We start from the raw sequence: 22,392 nt of genomic DNA on the forward strand, positions 1-22,392 counted from the left end.
TCAGGCCGCCACGCTGGCGGTGAACAGGTAACCGGCGCCGTGGATGGTGATGATCAGCTCCGGCTCGGCCGGGTCGTCGTGCAGCTTGCGCCGCAGGCGGCCCACCAGCACGTCGATGGAACGGTCGCTGGGCACCCATTCGCGGTTGCGGATCTGGTCCATCAACTGGTCGCGGCTCAGGGTATGGCCGCTGTTGCGCAGGAACACGCTGAGCAATTGGTATTCGCCGTGGGTCAGCAGGGTTTCAGCGCCCCGCGGGTCGATCAGCCGGCGGCGGTCGGTGTCCAGGGCCCAGTCGGCGAACTGCTTGACCGGGCTCGGGCTGTTGGCCGGGGCCTGGGGCGGGCGGGCCTGGCGCACCCGACGGATCAGGTTCTTGGCCCGGGACACCAGCTCGCGGGGGTTGAGAGGTTTGATCACGTAGTCGTCGGCGCCGCATTCCAGGCCGACGATGCGGTCGATGTCGTCGTTGCGCCCGGTGATCAGGATGATCCCCACCTCCGAACGCACCCGCAGCTCCCGGGTCAGGGTCAGGCCGTCCTTGCCCGGCAGGCGGATATCCAGCATCAGCAGGTCCACCGTGTGCTGGCCGAGAAAGCTCTCCGCCTGCTCCGCGGTGGCGGCGCAATGCACGTCGTAGCCTTCCTGAGAGAGATAAGCCTGAAGCAGCTCGCGAATCAGCGGATCGTCATCGACGATCAATACCCGAGGAGTCATCGCCTGTGTTCCTGATTATTTTTATTAGAGAAACCACCTACAGCGCAGCAGCCTAGCCATTACTGAACAACCGATCAACAGCCCTATGTCGGCACAGCGAAACCGCGCCCGCCGCTGGCCAGCAGCCCCTCGACCCAGGCCTCGCAGATCTGCACGCCCTGCTGCGGGCTGAACGTCCCCGGGTTGAGCCCGGATTCCAGCCACAGGCCGTCGAGCAAGGCGCTGAGGCTGATGGCCGCCAGATCGGCGTCGAAGCCTTTCCAGCCCTGAAGGCCGGCCAACTGGCCCAGCAGGCCGGCTAGCTCGTTGCGGTATTCACCATAGGAATGTTCGTGGGCCAGGTTGATCGCGTCGGCGGTCTTCACCGCGCCCCAGAAGGCCAGCCAGGCATCCAGCAGCCGCGGGTCCAGCAGTTCGGCGCAGAACGAGGCGCGAAAGAACGCCGACAGCCGCTGCCGGGGGTCGGGCTCGGCCTGCTCCATGGCCTCGCGCAGCAGGCTCATGACCCGCCCGGTGATGGCGCGATAGGCCTCGGCCACCAGCTCGTCCTTGCCGGAATAGTGATGGCTGATCAGCCCCACCGACACCCCAGCCTCGGCGGAGATCTTGCGGATCGACGCGCCCTGGAAACCGTGGAGCTTGAGGCAGGTCAGCGTCGCCTCGATCAGCTCGGCCTTGCGCAGGTCGGGTTCCAGGCGGGAAAAGCGCGCTTCCTGGCTCATGGGGCGGGTTCCTTGGACAGTGGCGGGAAGTTGAAACTGAACGACTGTACAACAGGCCTTCCGTGGCTATCCAGCGTTTGTGTGGCCGCCCAAGCCGCACCGCTTCCTGTGGCCGCTGCCGAAGGCTGCGAACGAGTTGGGCGGCACTCCGTCGCAGAGACGCAACGATCTTCAAGGCGACACAGGTTCGGCGGCAGATCGTCAAGCAAGGCCCTGCGGGCCTTTTCGCAGCCTCGCCATGGCTCGGCAGCGGCTACAGGTAGATACAAACCCACGTGGGGTCAGGCGCGGTAGTCGGGGGCGATGCGCTCCAGCAGGCGCAACAACGCTGCCCAGGCCAGTTGCATGGCGTCCGGGTCGTTGAGTTCGCCTTCCTGCAGCGGCCGGCCCGGGTCGTTGAACTGGCGTTCGGTGTGGGCGCAGACCGCGTCCGGTGGTAGCACGATCTCCCCTGCTGCCTGGGCCGCCAGCTGGATCTCGCAGGCCTTCTCCAGGTAGTACATGCGCAAAAACGCCTGGCTCACGGTTTCGCCCACGGTGAGCAGGCCATGGTTGCGCAGCATCAGCACGCTCTTGTCGCCGAGATCGGCCACCAGACGTTGCTGCTCGCTCAGGTCCAGGGCCACGCCTTCGTAGTCGTGGTAGGCCACGCGGCCATAGAACTCCATGGAAATCTGGTTCACCGGCAGCAAGCCGCATTTGAGCGCCGCCACCGCGCATCCGGCCTTGGTGTGGGTGTGCAGCACGCACTGGGCGTCTTCCCGGGCGCCGTGAATGGCGCTGTGGATCACAAAACCCGCCGGGTTCACCGGGTACGGCGACGGCTCCACGGCTTCGCCATTGAGGTCGATCTTCACCAGGTTGGAGGCGGTGATTTCATCGAACATCAAGCCGTAGGGGTTGATCAGGAAGTGATGCTCGGGCCCAGGCAGGCGCACCGAGATATGGGTGAAGATCAGGTCGGTCATGCGAAAGTGCGCGATCAGCCGGTAACAGGCCGCCAGCTCTTCGCGCAGGCGCTGTTCAGTGGCGCTGCGCTCGGTCAGGGCGTGGGGGCTGGGAGCGATATTGTTCATTGTTGGAGTCCTCCAGGCAGGTGGGCGGGCAAACGGGGCCGGTAAAAAGAGCCCGCAAACAATAGGACCGGACGCCCGCAGGCGTCCAGCCCGTTGCGCTTACTTGCTGGCCCAGGCGTTGAAGCGCTCTTCCAGCTCTTCGCCATGATCAACCCAGAACCCGACGTCCATCGCCAGTGCACCCTTGAGGTTCTGTTCCGAGGTCGGCACCCACTGCGCCAGCGCCGGGTCCAGCTTGGCCGCGGCCAGGGTGTTGGTGGGGCCATAGGGGATCTGCTTGACGTAGTCGACCTGGGCTTCAGGGGTGTTGGCAAAAGCGATGAAACGCTTGGCCTGATCCACGTGTTTCGAGCCCTTGATGATCGCCCAGTAGTCCATGCCGTACAGGCTGCCGGGCCACACCACCGCCAGCGGCGCGCCGGCCTGGGCGGCCACGGCGATGCGGCCGCTGTAAGTGGAGGTCATCACCACATCACCGGCGGCCAGCCACTGCCCCGGCTGGGCCCCGGCCTCCCACCACTGGATGTAGGGCTTGAGTTCGCTGAGCTTGGCAAAGGCCCGGTCCACCCCCTCGGGCGTGGCCAGGACCTTGTACACGTCCTCGACCTTGACCCCGTCGGCCATCAGGGCGAATTCCAGATTGTACACCGCGCGCTTGCGCAGGCCGCGCTTGCCGGGGAACTGCTTGACGTCCCAGAAATCCGCCCAGGATGTCGGGGCCTTGGCCAGCTTGCTGCGGTCATAGGCAATGGCCACGCTCCACACCAGCACCGCCGAGCCGCAGGGCTGGGCGGCATCGGGAATCAACTGCTCGGCACGGCCCAGGGCCTTCCAGTCCAGGGGTTCGTACATGCCTTCGTCGCAGCCGCGCATCAGGTCCGGGCCTTCGATCTGCACCACGTCCCAGTCGACGTTGCCGGTGTCGACCATGACCTTGATGCGGGCCATTTCGCCGTTGTATTCGCTCTGGATCAGCTTGCTGCCATCGGCCTTGCTGAAGGGTTGGAACAACGCCACATCCTGGGCTTTTTGTCCGGCTCCGCCGTACGCCACGACCACCATGTCGGGGGCTGCCTGGGCAGTGCCCTGGCCCAGGGTCAGACCCAGGGCCAGGCTCAGGGCCAGGAAAGAACAACCGTGCTTGCGGGTGAGCGCTTTCATCTGTGAATCCTCTTCGCGGTGCCACACCGGCAGGCGCCGGCACAGCCCTTTTTTATTGTTGTGAGGTTGGCCCCGGGAGCGGGCGCAGATCGAAGCTACTGCAAGCCTTAGTAAAAAAACAAGTTGATTTTTTACTGGCGGTAAATTTTGATAGGCCAACAATAACAACGCCAAGGCTACGCCCCCTGCCCTTGGCCCGCCTGGAGCCACCGCAATGACCAGCGCCTTCCCGCACCTGTTCCAACCCTTGCAGATCCGTGGCAAACGCTTGAAGAACCGCATCATGTCCAGCGGCCACGACACCTCGATGCCCACCGACAACCTGGTCAACGAACAGCTGATCGCCTACCACCGCGCCCGCGCCGAAGGCGGCGTCGGCCTGATCGTGCTGCAGGTGGCTGGGGTCCACGACAGTGCGCGCTACACCAGCCACGTGCTGATGGCCACCGACGACGCCTGCATCGACGGCTACCGGCGCCTGGCCGAAACCTGCCACGCCCACGGCACCGTGGTGCTGTCGCAGATCTTCCACCCGGGGCGGGAAATCATGGAGTCCGCCGATGGCCTGCTGGCCGTGGCCTACGCCCCTTCGGCGGTGCCCAACGAACGCTTCCGGGTCATGCCCCGGGCCCTGGACCAGGACATGATCGACGAGATCATCCAGGGCTACGCCGACACCGCCCGACGCCTGCATCAGGCCGGGCTGGACGGCGTGGAACTGGTGGCCAGCCACGGCTACCTGCCGGCGCAGTTCATCAACCCGCGGGTCAACCGCCGCACCGACGGCTACAACGGCGAGCTGGAACAGCGCCTGCGCTTTATCCGGGAAATCCTCGGCGCCATGCGCGCCAGCACCGATGCCGAGTTCATCATCGGCCTGCGGATTTCCGCCGATGAACGCGACCCTGAAGGCCTCACCGAAGACGAATCCCTGGCCGCCGTGCAATTGCTGCAAGGGCAGCTGGACTACGTGCACATAGTCGCTGGCACCTCCGCCTCCCTCGGCGGCGCCGTGCACATCGTCCCCCCCATGGCGGTGGAAGCGGCTTATCTCGCCCGGGAAGCCGGCACCTTCAAGGCCGGGCTGTCGATCCCGCTGTTCGTCACCGGGCGCATCAACCAGCCCCAGGAAGCCGAGGCGATCATCGCCAAGGGCCAGGCCGACGTGTGCGGCATGACCCGCGCGCTGATCTGCGACCCGCAGATGCCCAACAAGAGCGAGCGCGGCCACAGCGACGACGTGCGCGCCTGCATCGCCTGCAACCAGGCGTGCATCGGTCACTTCCACAAGGGCCTGCCGATCTCCTGCATCCAGCACCCGGAAACCGGTCGCGAACTGCTCTACGGCCAACCCAAGCCCAGCGCCCGCGGCAAACGCATCCTGGTGGTGGGCGGCGGCCCGGCCGGGATGAAAGCCGCCGCCGTCGCTGCGCAACGCGGCCACCGCGTGACCCTCTACGAAGCCAGCGCGCAACTGGGCGGCCAGATCCAACTGGCGCAACTGCTGCCCCGGCGCAGCGAATTCGGCGGCGCCAGCACCAACCTGCAACGGGAAATGCAACTGGCCGGTGTCGAAGTGGTGCGCAACACCCGAGTCGACCGCGCCCTGATCGAGCGGGAAAACCCCGACCACGTGATCATCGCCACCGGCGCCCAACCCTACTGGCCGAACTTCGAACGCGGCGGCGACCTGCAAGTGGTGGACGCCTGGCAAGTACTGCGCGACGAAGTGCAACTGGGCCGCAGCGTGGTGGTGGCCGACTGGCGCTGCGACTGGATCGGCCCCGGCATCGCCGAGCGCCTGGTGCGCGCCGGGCACCAAGTGCAACTGGCGGTCAACGGCACCCACTGCGGCGAAAGCCTGCCGCTGTACGTGCGCGACCAACTGGCCGGCGAACTGCACAAACTGGCGATCCCGATCATCCCCTACGCCCGCCTCTACGGCTGCGATGACAGCACCGTGTACCTGCAACACACCGCCAGCGGCGAACCCATGCTGCTGGAAAACGTCGACAGCCTGGTCCTGTGCCAAGGCCACCAATCGGTGGACGACCTCGGCCAACAACTCAAAGGCCTGGTGCCCTTCCAACGCATCGGCGACTGCCTGGCACCGCGCACCGTCGAAGAAGCCATCCATGAAGGCTTGAAAGTCGCCTGGGCGCTTTGAGGCTGCTTTATACTCCAGGGCTTTTGCAGGACGGGAGCCCGGATGCGCCCGTCTTCCAGGCCTGGAGCCCGCAATGAACCCAAGCAGCAAGACGCCGCCCGTGAGCACCCCGCCCGAGCCCGGCAGCGACAACCAGGCCCCTGGCGGCCCACAGTTTCTTGGCACCCGCATCCGCGGCCTGCGCAAACGCCGCGGCCTGACCCTGAGCGAACTGGCCCAGCAGAGCGAACTTACCGCCGGCTACATCAGCCAACTGGAACGCAACCTCGCCTACCCCTCCATCCCCGCCCTGTTCAACATCGCCCGCAGCCTGGGCGTGACCATCCAATGGTTCTTCGCCAGCGAAACCCAGACCGCGCCCGAGGATCAGGGCTATGTAGTGCGCAAGAAACAGCGGCTGCAGGTGAATTATGAGAACGGGATTATCGATCAGCTGCTAACCCCACAACCGACCCGGCAGCTGGAGTTTTTGCACTCACGGTTTCCGCCGGGGACCTACAGCAAGGAGAGTTATAGCCATGAGGGGGAAGAAGCCGGGTATGTGCTGTCGGGGAGCTTTGAGCTGTGGGTGGGGGAAAGGTATTTTCAGCTGAGTGAGGGGGATAGCTTTAGCTTTTCCAGCCAGGAGCCGCATAAGTATGGGAATCCTGGGGAGGAGGATGCGGTGGTGTTGTGGGTGATCACGCCGCCGACGTTTTGAGCTTTCGCATTCAACAGAGCCGGCGGATTAGGATGATGCTCACCAAAGGAGCGCTATTGACTAAAAGAAGGCGCTCAGACTATGCCATACAGAATGGATGCAGCATGACTTAGCGCTTTTGGATGGCGTTGAGATAGGCTGCTTTCAGAGACAACTGTATGGTTTTCAAAACCTCTGGATTAAGCAAAGCCAAATCCTTCTCTACTAGCCACTGCCCTGAAGACGGTATTTTCACAACAGCCTTACCATCGAGTTTTGACTGCCCAATATAGACCGTTATTTCCGATTGACAGGCATAGTACTCAGGATTATTCCAAGTTTTTAAAAATATACGATTCACCACAATCTCGACCTTCAACGGAGCATGAGAGTCGGATAAAACCGAATCACTAATAAAACTTTTCCAATCACTTACCGGGATCGCAGAGAACCCCTGATACAGGCTGCCATTGTAGTTCGCTGCGTGCCATACAATGGTGCTTCTTTCTGTGCAGTTAACACAGCTCTCCGCACCCGACACCTTGGTAACATCAACGTCAGTTTTTTGCTTCTGAATTGCTGACAGCTCTGCTTCTGTGCTGTAGGGGGCGAAGTGGAGCTGATTTGTTGTGCAGCCCGCGAGCATGGATAAAAAAGCTAATGCAAAAATCTTTAACATGCGAAATCCTTATAAATTAAAATTAAATACAGCCAAAAAATTCACTACCTTGACTAGCAACTACACAAAGAACTCTTAACGTATATCCTTAGAAAGTTCCCACACCAAAGCTGACCTATTCCGTAGAAATGCAAGCCCAGACACATCAAAACTTCGCCACCATCTCATCCCCCTCAAAAAACCGTAATATTTCCAAAAAGCGCTCTTCACCGTCTGCGTTGTCCCAGAAAACATTTATTTTTAGTGTGTAGCCGTCTGGCTCCTTAACTTTACTCGTTTTTAGGTTGGTCCAAAGATGCGCCAGGGAGGGGACTTGCATAGGGGTAAAGTCAACTATGCCTAGTCCTACACCAGTTTTGCCTCCGGCCTGCACCCACCCCCGCCGTCCTTTTTCAATCTCAATCAGAGTCTTACAAAACTGCCAAGCAGCAAGGGCTTGCAGAATGGTGGATTTTCCAGAGTTATTTCCACCAACCACCAGTGAAAGTTAATCTTTAAGATTTATGGAAGCTTTTTGGTAACGTTTGAAACGGTGAAGGACAACTTTCTTGATGAACATCTATGTTCCTGAGATAAGTCATGTTGGTGAACAGGATGCGTGGCTTCCTGTATCGCTGGCAATCGTTTGGAGCAGATGGTAGCGAAAAGCCATTGTGTTATCCACCATCGTGCGTCCAAGGCTATTGGGGAGCCTACGAGCACATCGTCTAAGATTTTCTGCCTGCGATCTCGGTAACCGAAGTCACCGCTCTTTGCTTACTGATAAGCATCTATTACGGGCTAGAAAGTAGAGCAGCGCCAAATTAGACCTTAATCAGCGGAGCGCGTCACTCGCCCAACTCATTCCAAACGCGGTTAATCATGAGTTCCCAGTCTTGAGCGACTTCCATTAGCGGCGTCGCTGAGTTTTAGCCTTTCTATTGCCCTGGTGCATCCATGCTCGGCGGCTTTGTTGAGAAAACGCAGCTGTTCTTGCTTAAGGTGCTGCGTCGACATTTGAGTCGCCATACTCATATAAAGGTTGGCGCGAAAACTTTTTTCGTCGAGCAACACGATTGGTTTGCTGTCAGAGCGACTATTTCTATCGCAACTCGGCATCATCGTTGGCTGGGGGTAGTACCTGCTATACAGGGTTTCATCATTAGGCAACGCGTCGACAAGTGACCGATACCCAGGTGTTTTAACCTCATCGAAGCAATAGAAAAGCATCTGCAAACCCGCTGGAGTAAATCCGTTACTGAAACTGGACTTTAGGAGAGTGCAGACTTTTTCGGCGACTTGATCGCGAGATTCAAAAGTCGACAACATTAACGCTAGACGGTACTGCGCTGCTGGGTTGCCTTCCTCAGCTGAACGTTTGAGCAAAGGCATTCCTTCTTTTACAAGCAGAAGCATTTCGTCTCTATATTGTTCCTTTTTTTGGTCGGGCACCTTTTCGTTGACTGCTAACTGCTTCCGAAAAGTGAACATATCGTTTTGTATTTCATCGATTTTTTCTAGATAAGGCAGCGCTTTGAAGTACAGTGCTTCACTTTCTGCGGATACTTTTAGATTGTTTTCATTCGCGCTTGCGAATGCAGCTAAAAAAACAGAAACAATAGCCAAAAAACTCTTAAGAGAAGCTTTTACCACTGGGAACGTCCTTTGTATCTTCGTTGTAATTACGATTGCGGCTGGATCGTGCATACGTTGGTAGAGAACAGAATGAGCGCTTCCACGGCCATGCTGCTTTTCATGACTTGTCGAATACGCCGTGCCAGATTATTCCCATTTCTGAATCGCCCCTAAACTCGTAGTCACTCGATGACTGCTTTTGGCCGGTAGCTGCCTCTGGTGAAAGCTGCAACCGACCAAAAGTTGTCATTTTTTAGTCAGAGCTTGTCGCAGTTTAATCTGACGAACTGTTTCTATTGGTTCCAGGGACAAGCCGATCGTCGCTCCCGCAGGCACCTTCAAACTGGGATCCGACGACTGGCTCGCGCTTGTCACCGCACGCTGAGAAATGACTCCTATAGCCTCTCCAGCCTCGTTGACTATTGGTCCACCACTCGCGCCACTATTAACACCATTGTCCATATAAAACAAACTAAAATCGGCGGATATATTTTGTTCTGAGTTACTTGCATGAATTCGCACATGGTTGCCGACTATCGCACATTTTGTCATGGGGCCCATCATGTCAGCGATATAACCGGATTGCATCGCACTAAGGAATTCCTGCATTCCCGGAAAGTCTTTTTTGGCAATTCTATTCAGATTAAATGGTAGCAATAGGTCGTCTGAAAAGCCGGATAGAAAAACCTTATCACCCAATTTTGGAGGTGAAAGGCTAGCTGGAAGATAGTTAAAGACGCCAGATTGCTTCTCTTTCGGAGCAAGGGCTGCAATGTCGAGCTGTATAGTCTCAAAAAATGCATCGACGTTAATGCCCACGGAACAAAAATGCACGAAATACTCTATCACTGGGCGACCGGGAAATTTTACGAAAATTCTTGCATTTGGATCCGTATAGTCTTCCAAGCGTATTGGCATTCGCCCAGTTACAACATGTGCCGCGGTGATTACTTCTCCATCTTGCGTATAGGCAAAGCATGTACCCTGACTTATTGTCTCGCCGTCCAGGACAACAGTAACATAGCCACAGCTGTTTTTTATATTCTCATATACCTTATTATACATGCGGATTTAACCCTTATTTAGCTTTGCATTGATTGGACTTTTCTAGAACTTTCTGATGCATCATAAAAATCCTGAACCGTAAACATTTTTTACATTCTACTTAAAGTCTCGCTAGAACGTCTTCCTCTGGCCGTTTTTGCCCTTCGTGACCGTCTACTTATAGCCGATTTCCGCATGTTAGAAAGGGTAGAAGTCGACCCATTGCGATGAGAGAAATCACCGCTGCCCGTCGCTGCTAGACATCGGTAAGTCAATCAATCTGTTTTAACGACTTTGCATGAGCAGCTTTGGCTCTCAACTTACTTCCTCCCCAGATAGCGAATGCAGCTAACAAAAGGGTGACTAATCCCATTGCGAAATGCTTACCGGGGCCGGGCATTGCTCCCATAGCTGCGGCAATAACTCTCATGATTCCCGAGAAGGCCCATACGCAGCCAAGTATTGTCAGTATCCATCCAATGATACGCATAGCTGTCTCTTCCTAAATGATTTTGGAGGGTCGGTGGACTGTAACATTGAATCACTCCTAGTTTTGTCGAAGCTGAATGACTGCTCTTGGCCGAATGTAGCCTCTCAAGCAATAGAGACACCGCTTATCAAGCAGCGATAAGCGGCGTTTCTATCTACCTCATGCGATGTTGCCCTAACTCAGAGCCTCTCCCTCAGCCGCTCTTCCACCCAACCCCAAACACACATCATCAATCACCGCCTTCCCCATCTCCGCCAAAAAATACGCAGCCCACGCATATCGCTCCCCCTGCTCTTCCATAGCCGCATCCAGCGCTAACTTCTTGGCGTAGTACAACAAGGTAGAAGCCTGCTCCAACGCCTGCTGCAAAGGCACATCCGCATTGACGCGAAACAACGTTAGTTCAGGATCGGCACATTGGCCAAAGGTGACAAAACCTTGGGTTTTGATTGAGTTTGAATGGCTCACCGTGCACCTCCCGCCAGGGTCTGGCAGCAGAGGCTTTTGAGCGGAGGAAGGCGAAAGGAACAGCAACAAAATTCAGACAGATTACCGGCAGACATGACTGAAACTCCCTGATCAACAATGTGCCTGTATCTGATCGGGTTCTCAGGCCCGGTCGCTGATTTTGCAGCGACCGCAGCAGACTAGGCGGTCTGCTCAGGGTCCGGCAACCGCTAAACCGTAGCCGGTTATGTCGCTCGGATTAGCGAGCCGTTATGCTCTCCCCCACCCCGGATAAGGACATCTGCCCCCTCATGATCGACCGCGAACAACTCCATCAAAACGGTTACCAGTTGCTGCGTCAGGCGGTGCCCGCCGACTGGCTGGATGAGCTGCGGGCCATATTCGAGGCGGGGGTGATTGCGCCCGAGCAATGGCCAGTGCCTCGGGGCCACGATTGGCGTCATGCGCTGGTGGATCTGGATGCACGGGTGCAGGCGGTGTGTCGCTTGCCGGCGCTGTTGGCGGTGGCCGGGGAGTTGATCGGGGAAGGCTTTTTTCTGGCTCAGGTGGAGGGCCGCGAGCCGTTGGCGGGGGGCGGTCATCAGGGGCTACACCGGGATCTGTCGGAGCAGCGCCTCGGCGATCGGGTCACGGCACTGGTCTATCTCGATGACTATGGGCCGGCCAATGGCGCGACGCGCATCGTGCCCGGCAGTCATCGCCCCGGGGAGCGGTTGGCGCCCTTTGATTTCAGTGATGAATCCCGTGTGGTGCAGTTGGCGGGGAATGCGGGGGACGTGCTGCTGTTCGATGCCGATCTGGTGCATGGGGCCAGTCTGAACCCCAGTGGTGCGCGCCGTCGCAGCTTGCTGGTCAGCTATTGCGCCCTGGGGCTGTATGAGTCCCATCTGCAGACGCTGGACCTGCGTGCTATCCGCATGGACACCCGCGAGCGCTTCGAGCCGGCGGATTTTGTCTGAGTGGGCCCGGGCGTCAGGGGTGCGTCAGCCGCAGCGTGGCGCTCATTCAGTCGGCCAGGCGGCTGGCCAAACGTTGCAGTGCCTGGGCCAGTTCCAGGGCCTGTTCTGCCGTCAGTTCCACGGGGTCGTTGTACGGGCTGATGGCCTTGAGATGAATGGCACTGCCCTGCTCTATCCATAGACGCACGTCGCCTTCGCTGCTCTCGAAATAATCCGTTGTGCGGTCAATCGGCATGTTCATTCACCTTGTGCGTGGGCGCTGGCCAGTTCCAGCAGGCGGGTGAAGTCGGCGATGGCGAAATACAGGTCATCGCGGGTGTCGCCGTCCCAGTCTTCGACGGCTTCCCTGTCTGCCTTGAGTGAGGCGATGCGGGTTTTGATCTCGGCGATTTCCGCAGCGCCGCACTGGGTGGCGATGGCCTCCCAGCGTTCCTGGGGAATGTTTTGCTGGACCGACAGCCCGGCTTGGGCTTGGGCGATCAGTGCGGTGAGTTGGCTCATGGGGTATTCATCCTGAAAATGCAGCCTTTGAATCGGGGCGCGGCTTGTACGTTAGGCGCTTTGAGGCGGGTCACTTTATCGCGTTCAAGCCCAAACAACGACCTCAAGAATGGAGCCAAGCCCATGTCCGCCATACCACTGGAGAACTCGTTGCCGGCGTCTCCCCCCAGGGTGCCCACAAGGTCACATGTCGCTAAGCGTCCCGTGAACGCAGCGTGCTGTTCTCAACGACAAGGGCAAGGATGTCCGAGCAACGACCATGACAATGCTTGGCGCTCATAGCCGGGCCGTGCTGAACGGCTATGGGCGGCTAGCGAACCTCAACGGCTCGCTTTCAGCGTTTCAAGCATCGCCTCGGCGGCCAGGCTGTGGACTTTGCGGGTCGGGTGCCATTCATCCCAGTAGTAATGGCTATCCGGATCCGCACACACGGGTTTGACGTCCGGGTAGGTGGCTTGGCACGGGGTATCCAGATCCTTCAGGCCCGCCACCTCGGGTGCCTCGCGAAGCTTGTTGCTGAAGGCCAGATGGTCGAAGTAGCCAATGCTCACGTGATGGGCGTTAGCCAGTGTTGTCAGCACGGCGGGCAGCTTTTGTTCGAGTATCTGCTGGTAGTGCGTTGCGTTCTTGACTTGATTGCCCTGCACCACAGCCGGCACATGGCTCAAATCCGTGGTCCCCACCACCATCAGGTGCTTCGCCCCTGCGGCGATCAGCGTCTCGGTGCTCTTCTGTATGTTCGCCACGCTGTTCTGGCCAAGCACGTCGATCGTTTCTGGGTGCGCGAAGTCGGCCCATTCAAAGAAGTCGTTGGCTGAGATGAAAATGAAATACAGCGCATCCGGATCCGCCTTGTGTGTTTTAGCGGCTTTCAGGTGATCGGCGATTTGCCCGAAAACCCCGGTGTCGCGAGAGGGCTGCATCCAGGCGTAGTAGTTGCCGTTGCCGCTTTTGGCGCCGCCAATGGCGTAGTCGGTCAAGGGAATTTTCAAGGCCTGCGCCAAGTGCTCGACCGCGGTGGGTCCATTGCTCCAGCGTCCCTGCCAATACAACGAACCGGGCAGCTCCTGTGCATCTTTGACCTTCTGCGCGGCCATGGTTCGGGTGAAGGTTTCACCCGCGCCATTGTCAGAGTAGCTGTCACCGAACGCATAGAGATGATCGTAGCCAGGGCCGCCAAAGGCGGTTGCGGCAGTCATGGTCAATAGAGCGGCCAAGCAAGCGCGTCGAATCATTGAAAGTCTCCCGGGTGGTGCTCTTAGACTACCGGTGGCGACGTTTTGCCTTGCCACGCTTGCGACCTGTATTTAGCCGAGGGCGCAAAGAGTGTGCTGTTCGCGACAGGTCGGTGGCGGGTGAGTCCAGCGTGTGCGCCGGTTTTTTTATCCCGCCTGTTGCCTTGGGTGCTTGGCAGCGCCGCACGGGTCGGCTTCAATAACCGCCCCTTTTCATGTTCAGGAGCTAGAAGGATGCAGCTTTATTACCGTTGGGCGGCCGCGTGGGTCATGGCGTGGGTACTGGGAACCGGGCTGGCCCAGGCCGAGGAACGGCCACAGGTGGCGGACAACATCCTGGCCTACACCGGGCCGCATGGGGTGAAGGTCTGGACCTTGCGTATCGGTGAGCGCAGCGCCAATCAGGCGCTGGTGCAGGTGGAAGACGCCGACCATGACTGGAACATGCGCATTCAGAAAATGAACGTGGAGCAAACCGATCGCGACACCCGTTACTTCACTCAGGTGGACGGGCAGAAGTTCGTGGTGCTGCTGCTTCAGGAAGGCTATGGCGAGTTGCATCTGCCGGGTGAGGCCAAGCCGCTGAAGGTGGGTTATGACAGCAACCTGTCCAGCTATGGCGATGCCCAGGCGTTTCTCAATGAGTACCTCAAGGCGAAGTAAAGCGTCGGGCGGCCGCGACCGCTCTGCAACAACGCCTCCCTAGGGAGGCGTTGTCGTTTTTCCCCGTGTGCATCCCTCTCGACGCAGATCAAACCGGTCCAGGTTCATGACGCTGAGGGCCCGGCCCCTTTGTTATGAACTCTGGATGATCAGGGCCCCGGCCATCAGGTCTTCGCCATCAATGCCTTACTTCAATAGCAGGTAGCAGACTCCACCGACCAAAATGCCCTTGTGCTCTTGAGCGGCGCTGTTCAGCCGGGAGTTGTTGATCTGCAGCACATAGTTCAAGCCTGGGCGTGTCTCTTGACCCTGAATCCAGGCGGGTATTCCGGCGATCTTGGCCAGGCCGTTTTCGTCGCTGTCCTGCCCTGGATTTTCAACCACTTCGATTCGCCGCGCCGGGGTGATGGGCTGTCCGTAACCATCCACCTGTCGCGCCGCGGGTCTGTAGGCCAGCACCTTGCCACCCTCTTGCATGGCTTGATCGATGTAGGTATCGCTGACGATCGAGTAAGGCGTAAGGGGCTGGGGTGCGCCTGCGCTAGCCTTCCGCGCCGGGCGGATGGCCAAAGTGGGCCTTGTAGGCGTGGTTGAAATTGGCCGGATTGGCGTAGCCCAGGCGGTAGGCGATCTGCGCCACGTGCCATTTGCGCTGACGCAACAGAGTGCGTGCCAGCTCCATGCGTTGGCGCCGCACATACTGCAGCATCGACTGGCCGAATACCTGGGCAAAGGCGCGGCGCAGGGTGGTCTCCCCTACCCCCAGTTGCTGGGCCAACGCCTGGCTGCCGGGCGGGTCCAGCAGGTGGGCGTCGAGCTGGCGGCGGGCTTCGTGGGCCAGGTCCAGTTGCCCCCGCACCGTGGGCGCCGCAGGGCGCTGGCCCTGGAGGTGCACCGCCAGTTCCACCAGCACCGCCAGGCTCAGGCTTTCCTGGTGCAGGCGTTGCAGGGCGCCCTGGTACGGCGCTTGGTAGAGCCGCTCCAGCAAGCTGCCCAGCGCCCGGCAGCGTTGAAACTGGCGAAAGCGGATGCCGTCGTCCAGCAGGCCGAGCAAGGGCTGCAGCGTCGAGTCTTCCTCGGCCAGTTCCCGCAGATAGCTACCGGCGATACGCAGGCCGGCCATGCGCGCGTGGCTGCCGGCGGGCATCTGGTCCAGCGCTTCCATGGTTTCGCTCAGGCCCAGGGCCTGGGGCGCGCCGGGGGTGTAGTGGTGGAGCTGGCCGTCGATCCGGTGCTGCCATTGCCCGGCCAGCACCTGGACGATGCACAGGCTGTCGGGCAATACCTTGTGGATGCGCAGCGGATCGGGGAATTGCAGGTTGCAGTCGAAGTACTGCAAGTGCGGGCGCACGGTGCGGGCGCGGTAGTGGCCGACGGCGCTGCCCATCACCCGCCGGGCACTGGGGTCGAACACCCCGGCGCGGGCCAGGCCAACCGGCCGGTCGAAGCAGAATTGTGTATCGAGGTAGGGGTTCCAGCATTCCATCGGCAAAGCGGGTCCATGGGGGTGGTTGCTACGGCGGCCAATGGTAACTCACTCACACTTTGCGCAGCGGTGGTTGTGAGCGTCGGAATTTTTCTTGTGAATGACGGCCAAAGCGCTTGGCAGGGCAGCAGGTGCCGACTTCAATGAACGGCTTTTTCAGATGTCAGGAGTGTGAACAATGCAGCTTTATTGCAGATGGGCGGCCGTGTGGGCCATGGCGCTGGCCTTGGTAACCGGCCTGGCCCAAGCCGATGAACGGCCCCCGGTGGCGGATAAGCTGGCGGCCTATGTCGGCCAGCAGGGGGTGAAGGTCTGGACCTTGCGCATCGGTGAGCGCAGTGAGCATCAGGCCCTGGTGCAGGTGGAGGACGTGGATCACGACTGGAACCTGCGCATCCAGAAAATGGCCGTGGAAAAGACCGCCAGGGATACCCGCTACGCCACGACCGTCGACGGGCAGAAATTCGTGGTGCTGGTGCTCCAGGAGGGTTGGGGCGAGCTGTACCTGCCGGGTGAAGCCGCGCCGGTGCGGGTGCGCTATGACGAGAACCTGTCGAGCCAGGGCGATGCCCAGGCGTTCCTTACCGACTATCTCAAGGCCCGGTAAACCCAGGCGCTCGGCCGCTTTGTTTTCTGTGAATCAAGGACTTGTTTATGACTTCATCGCTGCAACCCGATGCATCCCGCGACGCTCAGCGCGAACAGGTGATCGCCCAGCTCCAGCAGGTGATCCAGCGTGTACCCGAGCAGAGCGAATTCACCAACACGCGCCGCTATCAGTTGCTGGGCCCGCTGTTCACGCTGATTTCGCTGGGCATGCTGGCCTGGGGTATCCAGCAGGGCAAGACCGGCATGTTGCTCTGCGGGCTGTTTCTGTCCGCGTTGTTCGCCCTGGTGACCTGGCAGCATCGCCACGCCGGCCAGCATGCCTTCATGCGGTTGACCCGGCGCCAGCTGTTCGTGGACTCCCTGAGTGCACCGGTCAACCTGACGGACGTGGTGGATGTCCATGTCAAGGATGAGGGGCTGCTGACCCTGCAGCAGTTGACCCTGCGCCCGGGCAGCCCGCTGCCGACCCACAGGCCCGTGCGCCAGGTGTTCGGCAACCAGGCCATGGCGCTCAAGAGCCCCGAACCTCACATTCGCATTCATTCCGCCGGGTTGATGAGCGGGGGGCGCAAACTGGCCATCGATGACATTGCCGCGCTGTTGGACGCCTACTGCCAGGCGGCCAATGCACAGCAACAGCTGGATGAGTTGCAAGGCCGTGGATAACGCCGAAAAAGAAGCCTTGTTGCTGCAACTGCAGGCCGATGCCGACGGCCCCCGGCGCCGCTGCGAGATTCGCGAGCGCTCCCTTGGGCAAGCGGTCATGCTGGCCCTGCTCTCGCTGCTGCTGGTGCTGTTGGGCGGCTGGCTGGCCAGCCTGCCTTCGGCCTGGCAGTTGCGCTCTGCCCAGCTGTGGTTCTGGCTGCCCGGGGCGCTGATGCTGGGCGCCGGGCTTGTGGGCCTGGCGGCGGCCGAAGCCCTGCGTCGGCGGCATGGCCAGCAGGTGCTGGCGCTGACCGCCGACACCCTGCAGTTCGCCAATGCGCCCGACCCCACTCCCTGGGTGTGTTTCGATGGTTTCGAACTGGAGCAGCGCTACCTGAGCCTGGGGCTGGTGTTCTCGGTGATCGCCGGTAGCCGTGCGCCGGCCCTGGCGCCAGCCTGCTTCAAGTCCCTGGCCGCGCCCCATGCCTGGCCAGTGGCCGCGGGCATGCGCGTGCGGTTGTGGCTGTTCAACCCGATGCTCGATGGCCAGCGCCTGGATTTCCAAGCCCTGACCGACCTGCTCTACGCCTACCTGAATGCGGCCCAGGCCCGCAGCACCCTGGGCCAACTGTTCCCGGAGGTGCAACGGGTGGGGGCAACGCAGTAGCCGGGCCAGTAAAAACGCCTCCCTAGGGAGGCGTTGTCGTATTACCCGGTTTGCTCCCCTTTTAGCGCAGATCGAACCGGTCCAGGTTCATCACCTTGTCCCAGGCCGCGACAAAGTCCTTCACGAACTGCTCACCCGCATCCGCCGCCGCATACACCTCGGCCAGGGCCCGCAGTTGCGAGTTTGAACCCAGCAGCAGGTCGACCCGAGTACCGCTCCATTTGTATTGCCCCGTGGCGCGGTCGCCGCCTTCGTACAGGTCGCGGGCCTCGGACTGGGGTTTCCATTGGGTGCCCATGTCCAGCAGGTTGACGAAGAAGTCGTTGCTCAAGGTGCCCCGGCGCGAGGTGAATACACCGTGGGGCGATTGCCCGACGTTGGCCCCCAGCACCCGCAGGCCGCCCAGCAGCACGGTCAGTTGCGGGGCGGTCAGGGTCAGCAGTTGCGCTCTGTCCACCAGCAGGGCTTCGGCGGTGACGCCGCTGATCGGCTTGAGGTAGTTGCGAAAGCCATCGGCCACGGGCTCCAGCACGGCGAAGGATTCGACGTCGGTCTGTTCCTGGCTGGCATCCATGCGCCCCGGGGCGAAGGGCACGCTGATGCCGTAGCCGGCATTTTTCGCCGCCAGCTCGACCGCCGCGCAACCCCCGAGGACGATCAGGTCGGCCAGGGACACGCGCTTGCCACCCGTCTGCGAGCTGTTGAAGGCGCTCTGTACCCCTTCCAGGGCACGCAGCACCTGGGCCAGTTGCTGCGGTTGGTTGACCTCCCAGTCCTTTTGCGGGGCCAGGCGAATCCGTGCGCCGTTGGCGCCGCCGCGCTTGTCCGAGCCGCGGAAGGTCGAGGCCGAGGCCCAGGCGGTGGACACCAGTTGCGCCACGGACAGGCCGGAATTGAGGATCTGGCCCTTGAGCTGCTGGATGTCCTGGGCGTCGATCAGCGGGTGGTTCACCGCGGGAATCGGGTCCTGCCAGATCAGTTCCTCGGCCGGCACTTCCGGGCCCAGGTAACGGGCGCGCGGGCCCATGTCGCGGTGGGTGAGTTTGAACCAGGCCCGGGAGAAGGCTTCGGCCAGTTGCTCGGGGTGCTCATGGAAGCGCCGGGAAATCGCCTCGTAGGCCGGGTCGAAGCGCAGCGACAGGTCGGTGGTGAGCATCGACGGCGTGCGGCGTTTGTTCGGGTCGTGGGGGTCGGGCACGCTGTCGGCCCCGGCGCCGGCTTTGGGCCGCCACTGGTGGGCGCCGGCGGGGCTGGTGGTCAGTTCCCATTCGTAGCCGAACAGGTGGTCGAAGAAGTCATTGCTCCAGCGGGTCGGGGTGGTGGTCCAGATCACTTCCAGGCCGCTGGTGATGGCGTCGCCACCGACGCCTGTGCCGAAGCTGCTTTTCCAGCCCAGGCCCTGCTCTTCCAGGCCGGCGGCTTCCGGTTCCGGCCCAACGTGGGTCGCGGGGCCAGCGCCGTGGGTCTTGCCGAAGGTGTGGCCGCCGGCGATCAGGGCCACGGTTTCTTCATCGTCCATGGCCATGCGGGCGAAGGTTTCGCGGATGTCCCGGGCCGCCGCCAGCGGGTCGGGGTTGCCGTTGGGGCCTTCCGGGTTGACGTAAATCAGGCCCATCTGCACCGCCCCCAGGGGGTTCTCCAGCTCGCGGTCGCCGCTGTAGCGCTGGTCGTCGAGCCAGGTGGTTTCGCTGCCCCAGTAGACGTTGTCTTCCGGCTCCCAGACGTCCTGGCGGCCACCGGCAAAGCCGAAGGTCTTGAAGCCCATGGATTCCAGGGCGACGTTGCCGGTGAGGATGATCAGGTCGGCCCAGGAAATCTTGCGCCCGTACTTCTGCTTGATCGGCCAGATCAGCCGCCGCGCCTTGTCCAGGCTGACGTTGTCCGGCCAGCTGTTGAGCGGGGCGAAGCGCTGCTGGCCGCCCCCGGCGCCGCCACGGCCATCGGCGATGCGGTAGGTGCCGGCGCTGTGCCAGGCCATGCGGATGAACAGCGGGCCGTAGTGGCCGAAATCCGCCGGCCACCAGGGTTGGGAGTCGGTCATCAAGGCCAGCAGGTCGCGCTTCACCGCGGCCAGGTCCAGGCTGTTGAATTCGGCGGCGTAGTCGAAGCCCTCGGCCATGGGGTCGGACAGGTGCGAGTGCTGGTGAAGGATCTTCAGGTTCAGTTGGCCGGGCCACCAGTCACGGTTGCTGGTGCCTTCGCCGGCGGTGTGTTTGAACGGACACTTGGATTCGTTGGACATGGGACTCTCCTTCGGTCATCCCTACCCGGCTGCTCGATATGGGCCCGAGGCTGGACGTGCGTATGAAAAGCGTAGTGAACGGCAAGCGAAGGTAAAAATAGACCCGCTTGATGACCCTGGCAGAAAAAAACCATGACGCCTGCAAGGTTTCTGCGCGGGGCGCCCTGCCCCCTGGGAACCTGCCCCGGATCTGGCGAGCGGCGCCCAGGCTTGTTTAGCGCAGCCGATGGTGAACCGCGGCCTGAGCCTGGGAGTCCAGGCGGCGCTGGGTGTCAGCATCGATCTGCTGGCGCAGGGCCTGGAACAGTGGGCTGGCGTCGGTGTAGCGGCGGCCGTAGCCGAGGTTGAAGCGGTAGTCGAAACCCGCCGGGTTCTGGCCCTGGGTGTGTTGCAGCAGGGTTTCCAGCTTGTCCAGGGCCTTGACCGTCTGCGCCTCGGCGCTGGCGGCGCCTTCGTATTCGTCCCACAGCTCCAGCAGGTGCTCGCGGGCCGGGGCGTCCAGGGCTCGGGCCAGCAGTTGCAGGTCCGCGCGCTCCTGCTGGCTCTTGTCCGGGTGGGCGGCCTGGGCCACCGCCGGGATGTCGCCGTGAATGGCCTCCCCCAGGTCGTGGACGATGCACAGTTTCAGCACCCGCAGCAGGTCCAGGTCCCCCAGTTGGTCTTCGAACAGCAGCGCCATCAGGCACAGGCGCCAGCTGTGCTCGGCGGTGCTTTCCTGGCGGCCGCTGGAGGTGTGGGCGCTGCGCAGCACGTCCTTGAGTTTTTCCGCTTCACGGAGAAAGTCGAGGCGGCCACTGAGAAGTTCACTGTTCATGGAAAGACCTGCGCGGGTGGGCAAAACACAGCCGGCACTGAAAGGCGGCGAGCGATGGCTAACCAGACTAGCCAAGGGGTGCTGCCGGGGCCACGGATAAAATATCCGTGGCGCCGTTTCAGAGGGTTTCCACCAGCCGCACGGCGTTGCCGTCGGACAGGTTGAGGCGGGTCCAGCGGCACTGGCTGGGGCCGATGGGCACGATGGCCGAATCGTTGTGGCCGCTGAAGAATTCCAGGGACGGCGGCGCCAGCACCTCGCGCCAGCCCAGGTCATCCAGGGCGGCTTCCTTGCGCACGATTTCCTCGGTACAGAAGCCCCATAGGGAGTGCCCCAGCAGCTCGCTCAAGGGCACGCCGAACTGCCCGGCGCGGGTGGCGGAACAGGCCAGCAGGCGGTGGGTCAGGTCGCACACCAGGTGCACGGCGCGCGGGCTGTCATTCACCAGCCGCGCCAGGGCCTGATCGGCGGCGGCGCTGAGGTTGGCCGCCAGCAGTTGCTCCAAGCGCGCACGCTCTGCCGGTTCCATGGCTTGCCGGCCGTTTTCCCAACGGGAAATGCTCGACTGCGCCACGCCGAACAGCTCGGCGGCGTGCTGCTGCTTGACCCGGTGCAACAGGCGCCAGCGCCTGAGGGCCAGGCCCAGATGGGGAGAGGTGAACGGGGCTGCGGGCATGGAATGAGTGATAGGGGTAAAGGAGCCGACAGTTTCGCAGCCCCGGCGCTTGACGGGCAACTGGCGCTGACCCACGCCATTCGCCCGGCCCGCCACAAGTTGCTGGACAGCGCGGCCAAAGCCCCGAAAAATCAGCGCCTTTGCCCTGCCCTCTACGGGCCGGGCGCCTGTGCCAAGGAGTTCGGCCCAATGCTCAATGTCCTGTTTGTCTGCAGCCAGAACAAGCTGCGCAGCCCCACCGCCGAGCAGGTGTTTGCCGACTGGCCGGGGATCGAAACCGCTTCGGCGGGGCTCAACCACGATGCCGAAGTGCCCCTGGGCCCGGAGCTGGTGCAATGGGCCGGGCTGATTCTGGTGATGGAAACCCGGCACCGGGAGAAACTGCGCAAGCGCTTCAAGGCGCAGTTGAATAACCAGCAGATTGTGTGCCTGAACATTCCCGATGATTACGAGTTCATGGACCCGGAGCTGATCCAGTTGCTGCGGCAGAAGGTGCCGCAGTTTCTTCCCGATGGCGGCGAGGCTCGCTGATATGCCCCTGATATTCAGGGCCCCACCTGAGCTGCGGGTGGAGCTGGACATCCTTGGCTACCAGTTCCCTGGCAGCCACGATCACCTGGACGCCAACTGGCTGATGGTGCAGGGCCGCATCGAGCATCCCCAGGGCGACTGGCGTTTCAAGGATGCCTGCCTGAGGACTCATGAGCTCGATCAATTGGCCCAGTGGCTACAGGCCCTGGATCAGCCCGAAGGCCCTCCCCGGCCCTGCTGGTTCACCGAGCCCTGCCTGGCGTTTCACTACCTGGGCGGCCCCGAGCCGCAGATCCAGATCCACTTTTGCCTTGAAGCCGCACCGCCCTGGCTGAACCCGGAGCAACGGCTGGACGGCTGCCAAGTGACGCTGCCCCTGGCCTGCAATTCCGTGCCTCGGCTGCTGGCAGGGGTGGATACCCTGCGCCGGGATTTCCCCCAGCGCTGAACCACAGCCGCCCGTCTGTAGCCGCTGCCGCAGGCTGCGATAGGCACCGAAGGGGCCTCGGCGCCAGGGGGAACGCCTGCGAGCCTGCGGCTCGTGCGC

Annotated in this window: 27 protein-coding genes; 9 read left to right on the forward strand and 18 right to left on the reverse strand. The window is 61.2% G+C overall.

Going from position 1 to position 22,392, the window contains the following annotated elements; translation table 11 throughout:
* The 4 genes from BM382_RS04950 to BM382_RS04965 all read right to left on the reverse strand — a co-directional run bounded on the left by BM382_RS04950 (position 1) and on the right by BM382_RS04965 (position 3,676).
* The gene (locus BM382_RS04950) at positions 1-717 is read right to left on the reverse strand and encodes a response regulator (protein WP_047286252.1); all 717 of its coding nucleotides are present in this window, start codon (positions 715-717) and stop codon (positions 1-3) included.
* A gap of 83 nt (positions 718-800) precedes the next feature.
* A complete protein-coding gene (locus BM382_RS04955) occupies positions 801-1,439 on the reverse strand; it encodes a TetR family transcriptional regulator C-terminal domain-containing protein (protein ID WP_019093491.1) in 639 nt (212 codons plus the stop codon).
* A 281-nt stretch (positions 1,440-1,720) separates the two neighbouring features.
* A complete protein-coding gene (locus BM382_RS04960; RefSeq protein ID WP_065363890.1) occupies positions 1,721-2,515 on the reverse strand; it encodes a class II aldolase/adducin family protein in 795 nt (264 codons plus the stop codon).
* Positions 2,516-2,614: 99 nt separating this feature from the next.
* Entirely contained in the window at positions 2,615-3,676 is a 1,062-nt protein-coding gene (locus BM382_RS04965; protein WP_072442094.1) for an ABC transporter substrate-binding protein, read from the reverse strand.
* 214 nt (positions 3,677-3,890) lie between these two features.
* Between BM382_RS04965 and BM382_RS04970 the strand changes: the two genes are divergently transcribed.
* Together BM382_RS04970 and BM382_RS04975 are read left to right on the forward strand one after the other, a co-directional pair.
* Positions 3,891-5,843 (forward strand): oxidoreductase, encoded by a 1,953-nt coding sequence (locus BM382_RS04970; protein ID WP_072442096.1) that lies wholly within the window; start codon positions 3,891-3,893, stop codon positions 5,841-5,843.
* 73 nt (positions 5,844-5,916) lie between these two features.
* Complete coding sequence (locus BM382_RS04975; RefSeq protein ID WP_019095900.1) at positions 5,917-6,543, forward strand: cupin domain-containing protein; 627 nt, start codon at positions 5,917-5,919, stop codon at positions 6,541-6,543.
* A 109-nt stretch (positions 6,544-6,652) separates the two neighbouring features.
* Here BM382_RS04975 and BM382_RS04980 read toward each other — a convergent pair whose 3' ends face one another.
* From BM382_RS04980 to BM382_RS04995, 6 genes are all read right to left on the reverse strand, one after another.
* Positions 6,653-7,201 carry a hypothetical protein gene (locus BM382_RS04980; RefSeq protein ID WP_072442098.1) on the reverse strand — a complete coding sequence of 183 codons (549 nt, stop codon included), beginning with the start codon at positions 7,199-7,201 and terminating at the stop codon, positions 6,653-6,655.
* A gap of 145 nt (positions 7,202-7,346) precedes the next feature.
* Entirely contained in the window at positions 7,347-7,679 is a 333-nt protein-coding gene (locus tag BM382_RS31510; protein WP_139187203.1) for an ATP-binding protein, read from the reverse strand.
* Between the two features lie 377 nt (positions 7,680-8,056).
* Positions 8,057-8,833: a hypothetical protein gene (locus tag BM382_RS04985; RefSeq protein ID WP_239690390.1), complete on the reverse strand. Its 777-nt coding sequence runs from the start codon at positions 8,831-8,833 to the stop codon at positions 8,057-8,059.
* Between the two features lie 228 nt (positions 8,834-9,061).
* On the reverse strand, positions 9,062-9,880 hold the full coding sequence (locus BM382_RS04990; RefSeq protein ID WP_072442101.1) for a S1 family peptidase: 819 nt from the start codon (positions 9,878-9,880) through the stop codon (positions 9,062-9,064).
* 250 nt (positions 9,881-10,130) lie between these two features.
* Positions 10,131-10,349, reverse strand: coding sequence for a hypothetical protein (locus BM382_RS31515; RefSeq protein WP_060741627.1), 219 nt, complete (start codon positions 10,347-10,349; stop codon positions 10,131-10,133).
* A 174-nt stretch (positions 10,350-10,523) separates the two neighbouring features.
* The gene (locus BM382_RS04995; RefSeq protein ID WP_042942401.1) at positions 10,524-10,817 is read right to left on the reverse strand and encodes a DUF3077 domain-containing protein; all 294 of its coding nucleotides are present in this window, start codon (positions 10,815-10,817) and stop codon (positions 10,524-10,526) included.
* Between the two features lie 290 nt (positions 10,818-11,107).
* On the opposite strand from BM382_RS04995, the gene BM382_RS05000 reads away from it, so the two are divergent.
* Positions 11,108-11,776, forward strand: a complete 669-nt coding sequence (locus BM382_RS05000) for a phytanoyl-CoA dioxygenase family protein (RefSeq protein WP_072442103.1) — start codon at positions 11,108-11,110, stop codon at positions 11,774-11,776.
* Between the two features lie 46 nt (positions 11,777-11,822).
* Here BM382_RS05000 and BM382_RS05005 read toward each other — a convergent pair whose 3' ends face one another.
* The 3 genes from BM382_RS05005 to BM382_RS05015 all read right to left on the reverse strand — a co-directional run bounded on the left by BM382_RS05005 (position 11,823) and on the right by BM382_RS05015 (position 13,512).
* Complete coding sequence (locus BM382_RS05005) at positions 11,823-12,011, reverse strand: hypothetical protein (protein WP_239690391.1); 189 nt, start codon at positions 12,009-12,011, stop codon at positions 11,823-11,825.
* Between the two features lie 2 nt (positions 12,012-12,013).
* Positions 12,014-12,277 (reverse strand): hypothetical protein, encoded by a 264-nt coding sequence (locus tag BM382_RS05010; protein WP_072442108.1) that lies wholly within the window; start codon positions 12,275-12,277, stop codon positions 12,014-12,016.
* Between the two features lie 320 nt (positions 12,278-12,597).
* The gene (locus BM382_RS05015; RefSeq protein WP_072442110.1) at positions 12,598-13,512 is read right to left on the reverse strand and encodes an SGNH/GDSL hydrolase family protein; all 915 of its coding nucleotides are present in this window, start codon (positions 13,510-13,512) and stop codon (positions 12,598-12,600) included.
* A 234-nt stretch (positions 13,513-13,746) separates the two neighbouring features.
* On the opposite strand from BM382_RS05015, the gene BM382_RS05020 reads away from it, so the two are divergent.
* A complete protein-coding gene (locus BM382_RS05020; RefSeq protein WP_072442112.1) occupies positions 13,747-14,175 on the forward strand; it encodes a hypothetical protein in 429 nt (142 codons plus the stop codon).
* Between the two features lie 186 nt (positions 14,176-14,361).
* Here the strand turns inward: BM382_RS05020 and BM382_RS05025 are convergent, their stop codons facing one another.
* Both BM382_RS05025 and BM382_RS05030 read right to left on the reverse strand, forming a co-directional pair.
* The gene (locus BM382_RS05025; protein ID WP_170866301.1) at positions 14,362-14,745 is read right to left on the reverse strand and encodes a hypothetical protein; all 384 of its coding nucleotides are present in this window, start codon (positions 14,743-14,745) and stop codon (positions 14,362-14,364) included.
* Complete coding sequence (locus BM382_RS05030; protein WP_072442114.1) at positions 14,717-15,661, reverse strand: helix-turn-helix transcriptional regulator; 945 nt, start codon at positions 15,659-15,661, stop codon at positions 14,717-14,719. Before BM382_RS05030 ends, BM382_RS05025 begins: the two co-directional genes overlap by 29 nt.
* A gap of 178 nt (positions 15,662-15,839) precedes the next feature.
* On the opposite strand from BM382_RS05030, the gene BM382_RS05035 reads away from it, so the two are divergent.
* From BM382_RS05035 to BM382_RS05045, 3 genes are read left to right on the forward strand one after another with little or no spacing between them, the layout of a single operon-like run.
* A complete protein-coding gene (locus BM382_RS05035) occupies positions 15,840-16,268 on the forward strand; it encodes a hypothetical protein (protein WP_072442116.1) in 429 nt (142 codons plus the stop codon).
* 47 nt (positions 16,269-16,315) lie between these two features.
* Positions 16,316-16,936 carry a hypothetical protein gene (locus BM382_RS05040; RefSeq protein ID WP_011060988.1) on the forward strand — a complete coding sequence of 207 codons (621 nt, stop codon included), beginning with the start codon at positions 16,316-16,318 and terminating at the stop codon, positions 16,934-16,936.
* Entirely contained in the window at positions 16,929-17,582 is a 654-nt protein-coding gene (locus BM382_RS05045; RefSeq protein WP_239692966.1) for a hypothetical protein, read from the forward strand. The genes BM382_RS05040 and BM382_RS05045 overlap by 8 nt, the downstream gene beginning before the upstream one ends.
* Before the next feature lie 61 nt (positions 17,583-17,643).
* On the opposite strand, the gene katG is transcribed toward BM382_RS05045, so the two are convergent.
* The 3 genes from katG to BM382_RS05060 form a co-directional block, all read right to left on the reverse strand.
* Positions 17,644-19,824, reverse strand: a complete 2,181-nt coding sequence (gene katG / locus BM382_RS05050) for a catalase/peroxidase HPI (RefSeq protein ID WP_072442120.1) — start codon at positions 19,822-19,824, stop codon at positions 17,644-17,646.
* Between the two features lie 214 nt (positions 19,825-20,038).
* Entirely contained in the window at positions 20,039-20,638 is a 600-nt protein-coding gene (locus tag BM382_RS05055) for an HD domain-containing protein (RefSeq protein WP_072442122.1), read from the reverse strand.
* A 118-nt stretch (positions 20,639-20,756) separates the two neighbouring features.
* Positions 20,757-21,314 carry a helix-turn-helix domain-containing protein gene (locus tag BM382_RS05060; RefSeq protein WP_170866302.1) on the reverse strand — a complete coding sequence of 186 codons (558 nt, stop codon included), beginning with the start codon at positions 21,312-21,314 and terminating at the stop codon, positions 20,757-20,759.
* 189 nt (positions 21,315-21,503) lie between these two features.
* Here BM382_RS05060 and BM382_RS05065 point away from each other — a divergent pair, with 189 nt between their 5' ends.
* Positions 21,504-21,845 carry a low molecular weight protein tyrosine phosphatase family protein gene (locus BM382_RS05065; RefSeq protein WP_072442126.1) on the forward strand — a complete coding sequence of 114 codons (342 nt, stop codon included), beginning with the start codon at positions 21,504-21,506 and terminating at the stop codon, positions 21,843-21,845.
* Between the two features lies 1 nt (position 21,846).
* Positions 21,847-22,293, forward strand: coding sequence for a WapI family immunity protein (locus BM382_RS05070; protein WP_239690393.1), 447 nt, complete (start codon positions 21,847-21,849; stop codon positions 22,291-22,293).
* The last annotated feature ends 99 nt before the right edge of the window (positions 22,294-22,392 follow it).

The sequence above is a fragment of the Pseudomonas sp. NFPP25 genome (genome assembly GCF_900116505.1).
Taxonomy (GTDB): domain Bacteria; phylum Pseudomonadota; class Gammaproteobacteria; order Pseudomonadales; family Pseudomonadaceae; genus Aquipseudomonas; species Aquipseudomonas protegens.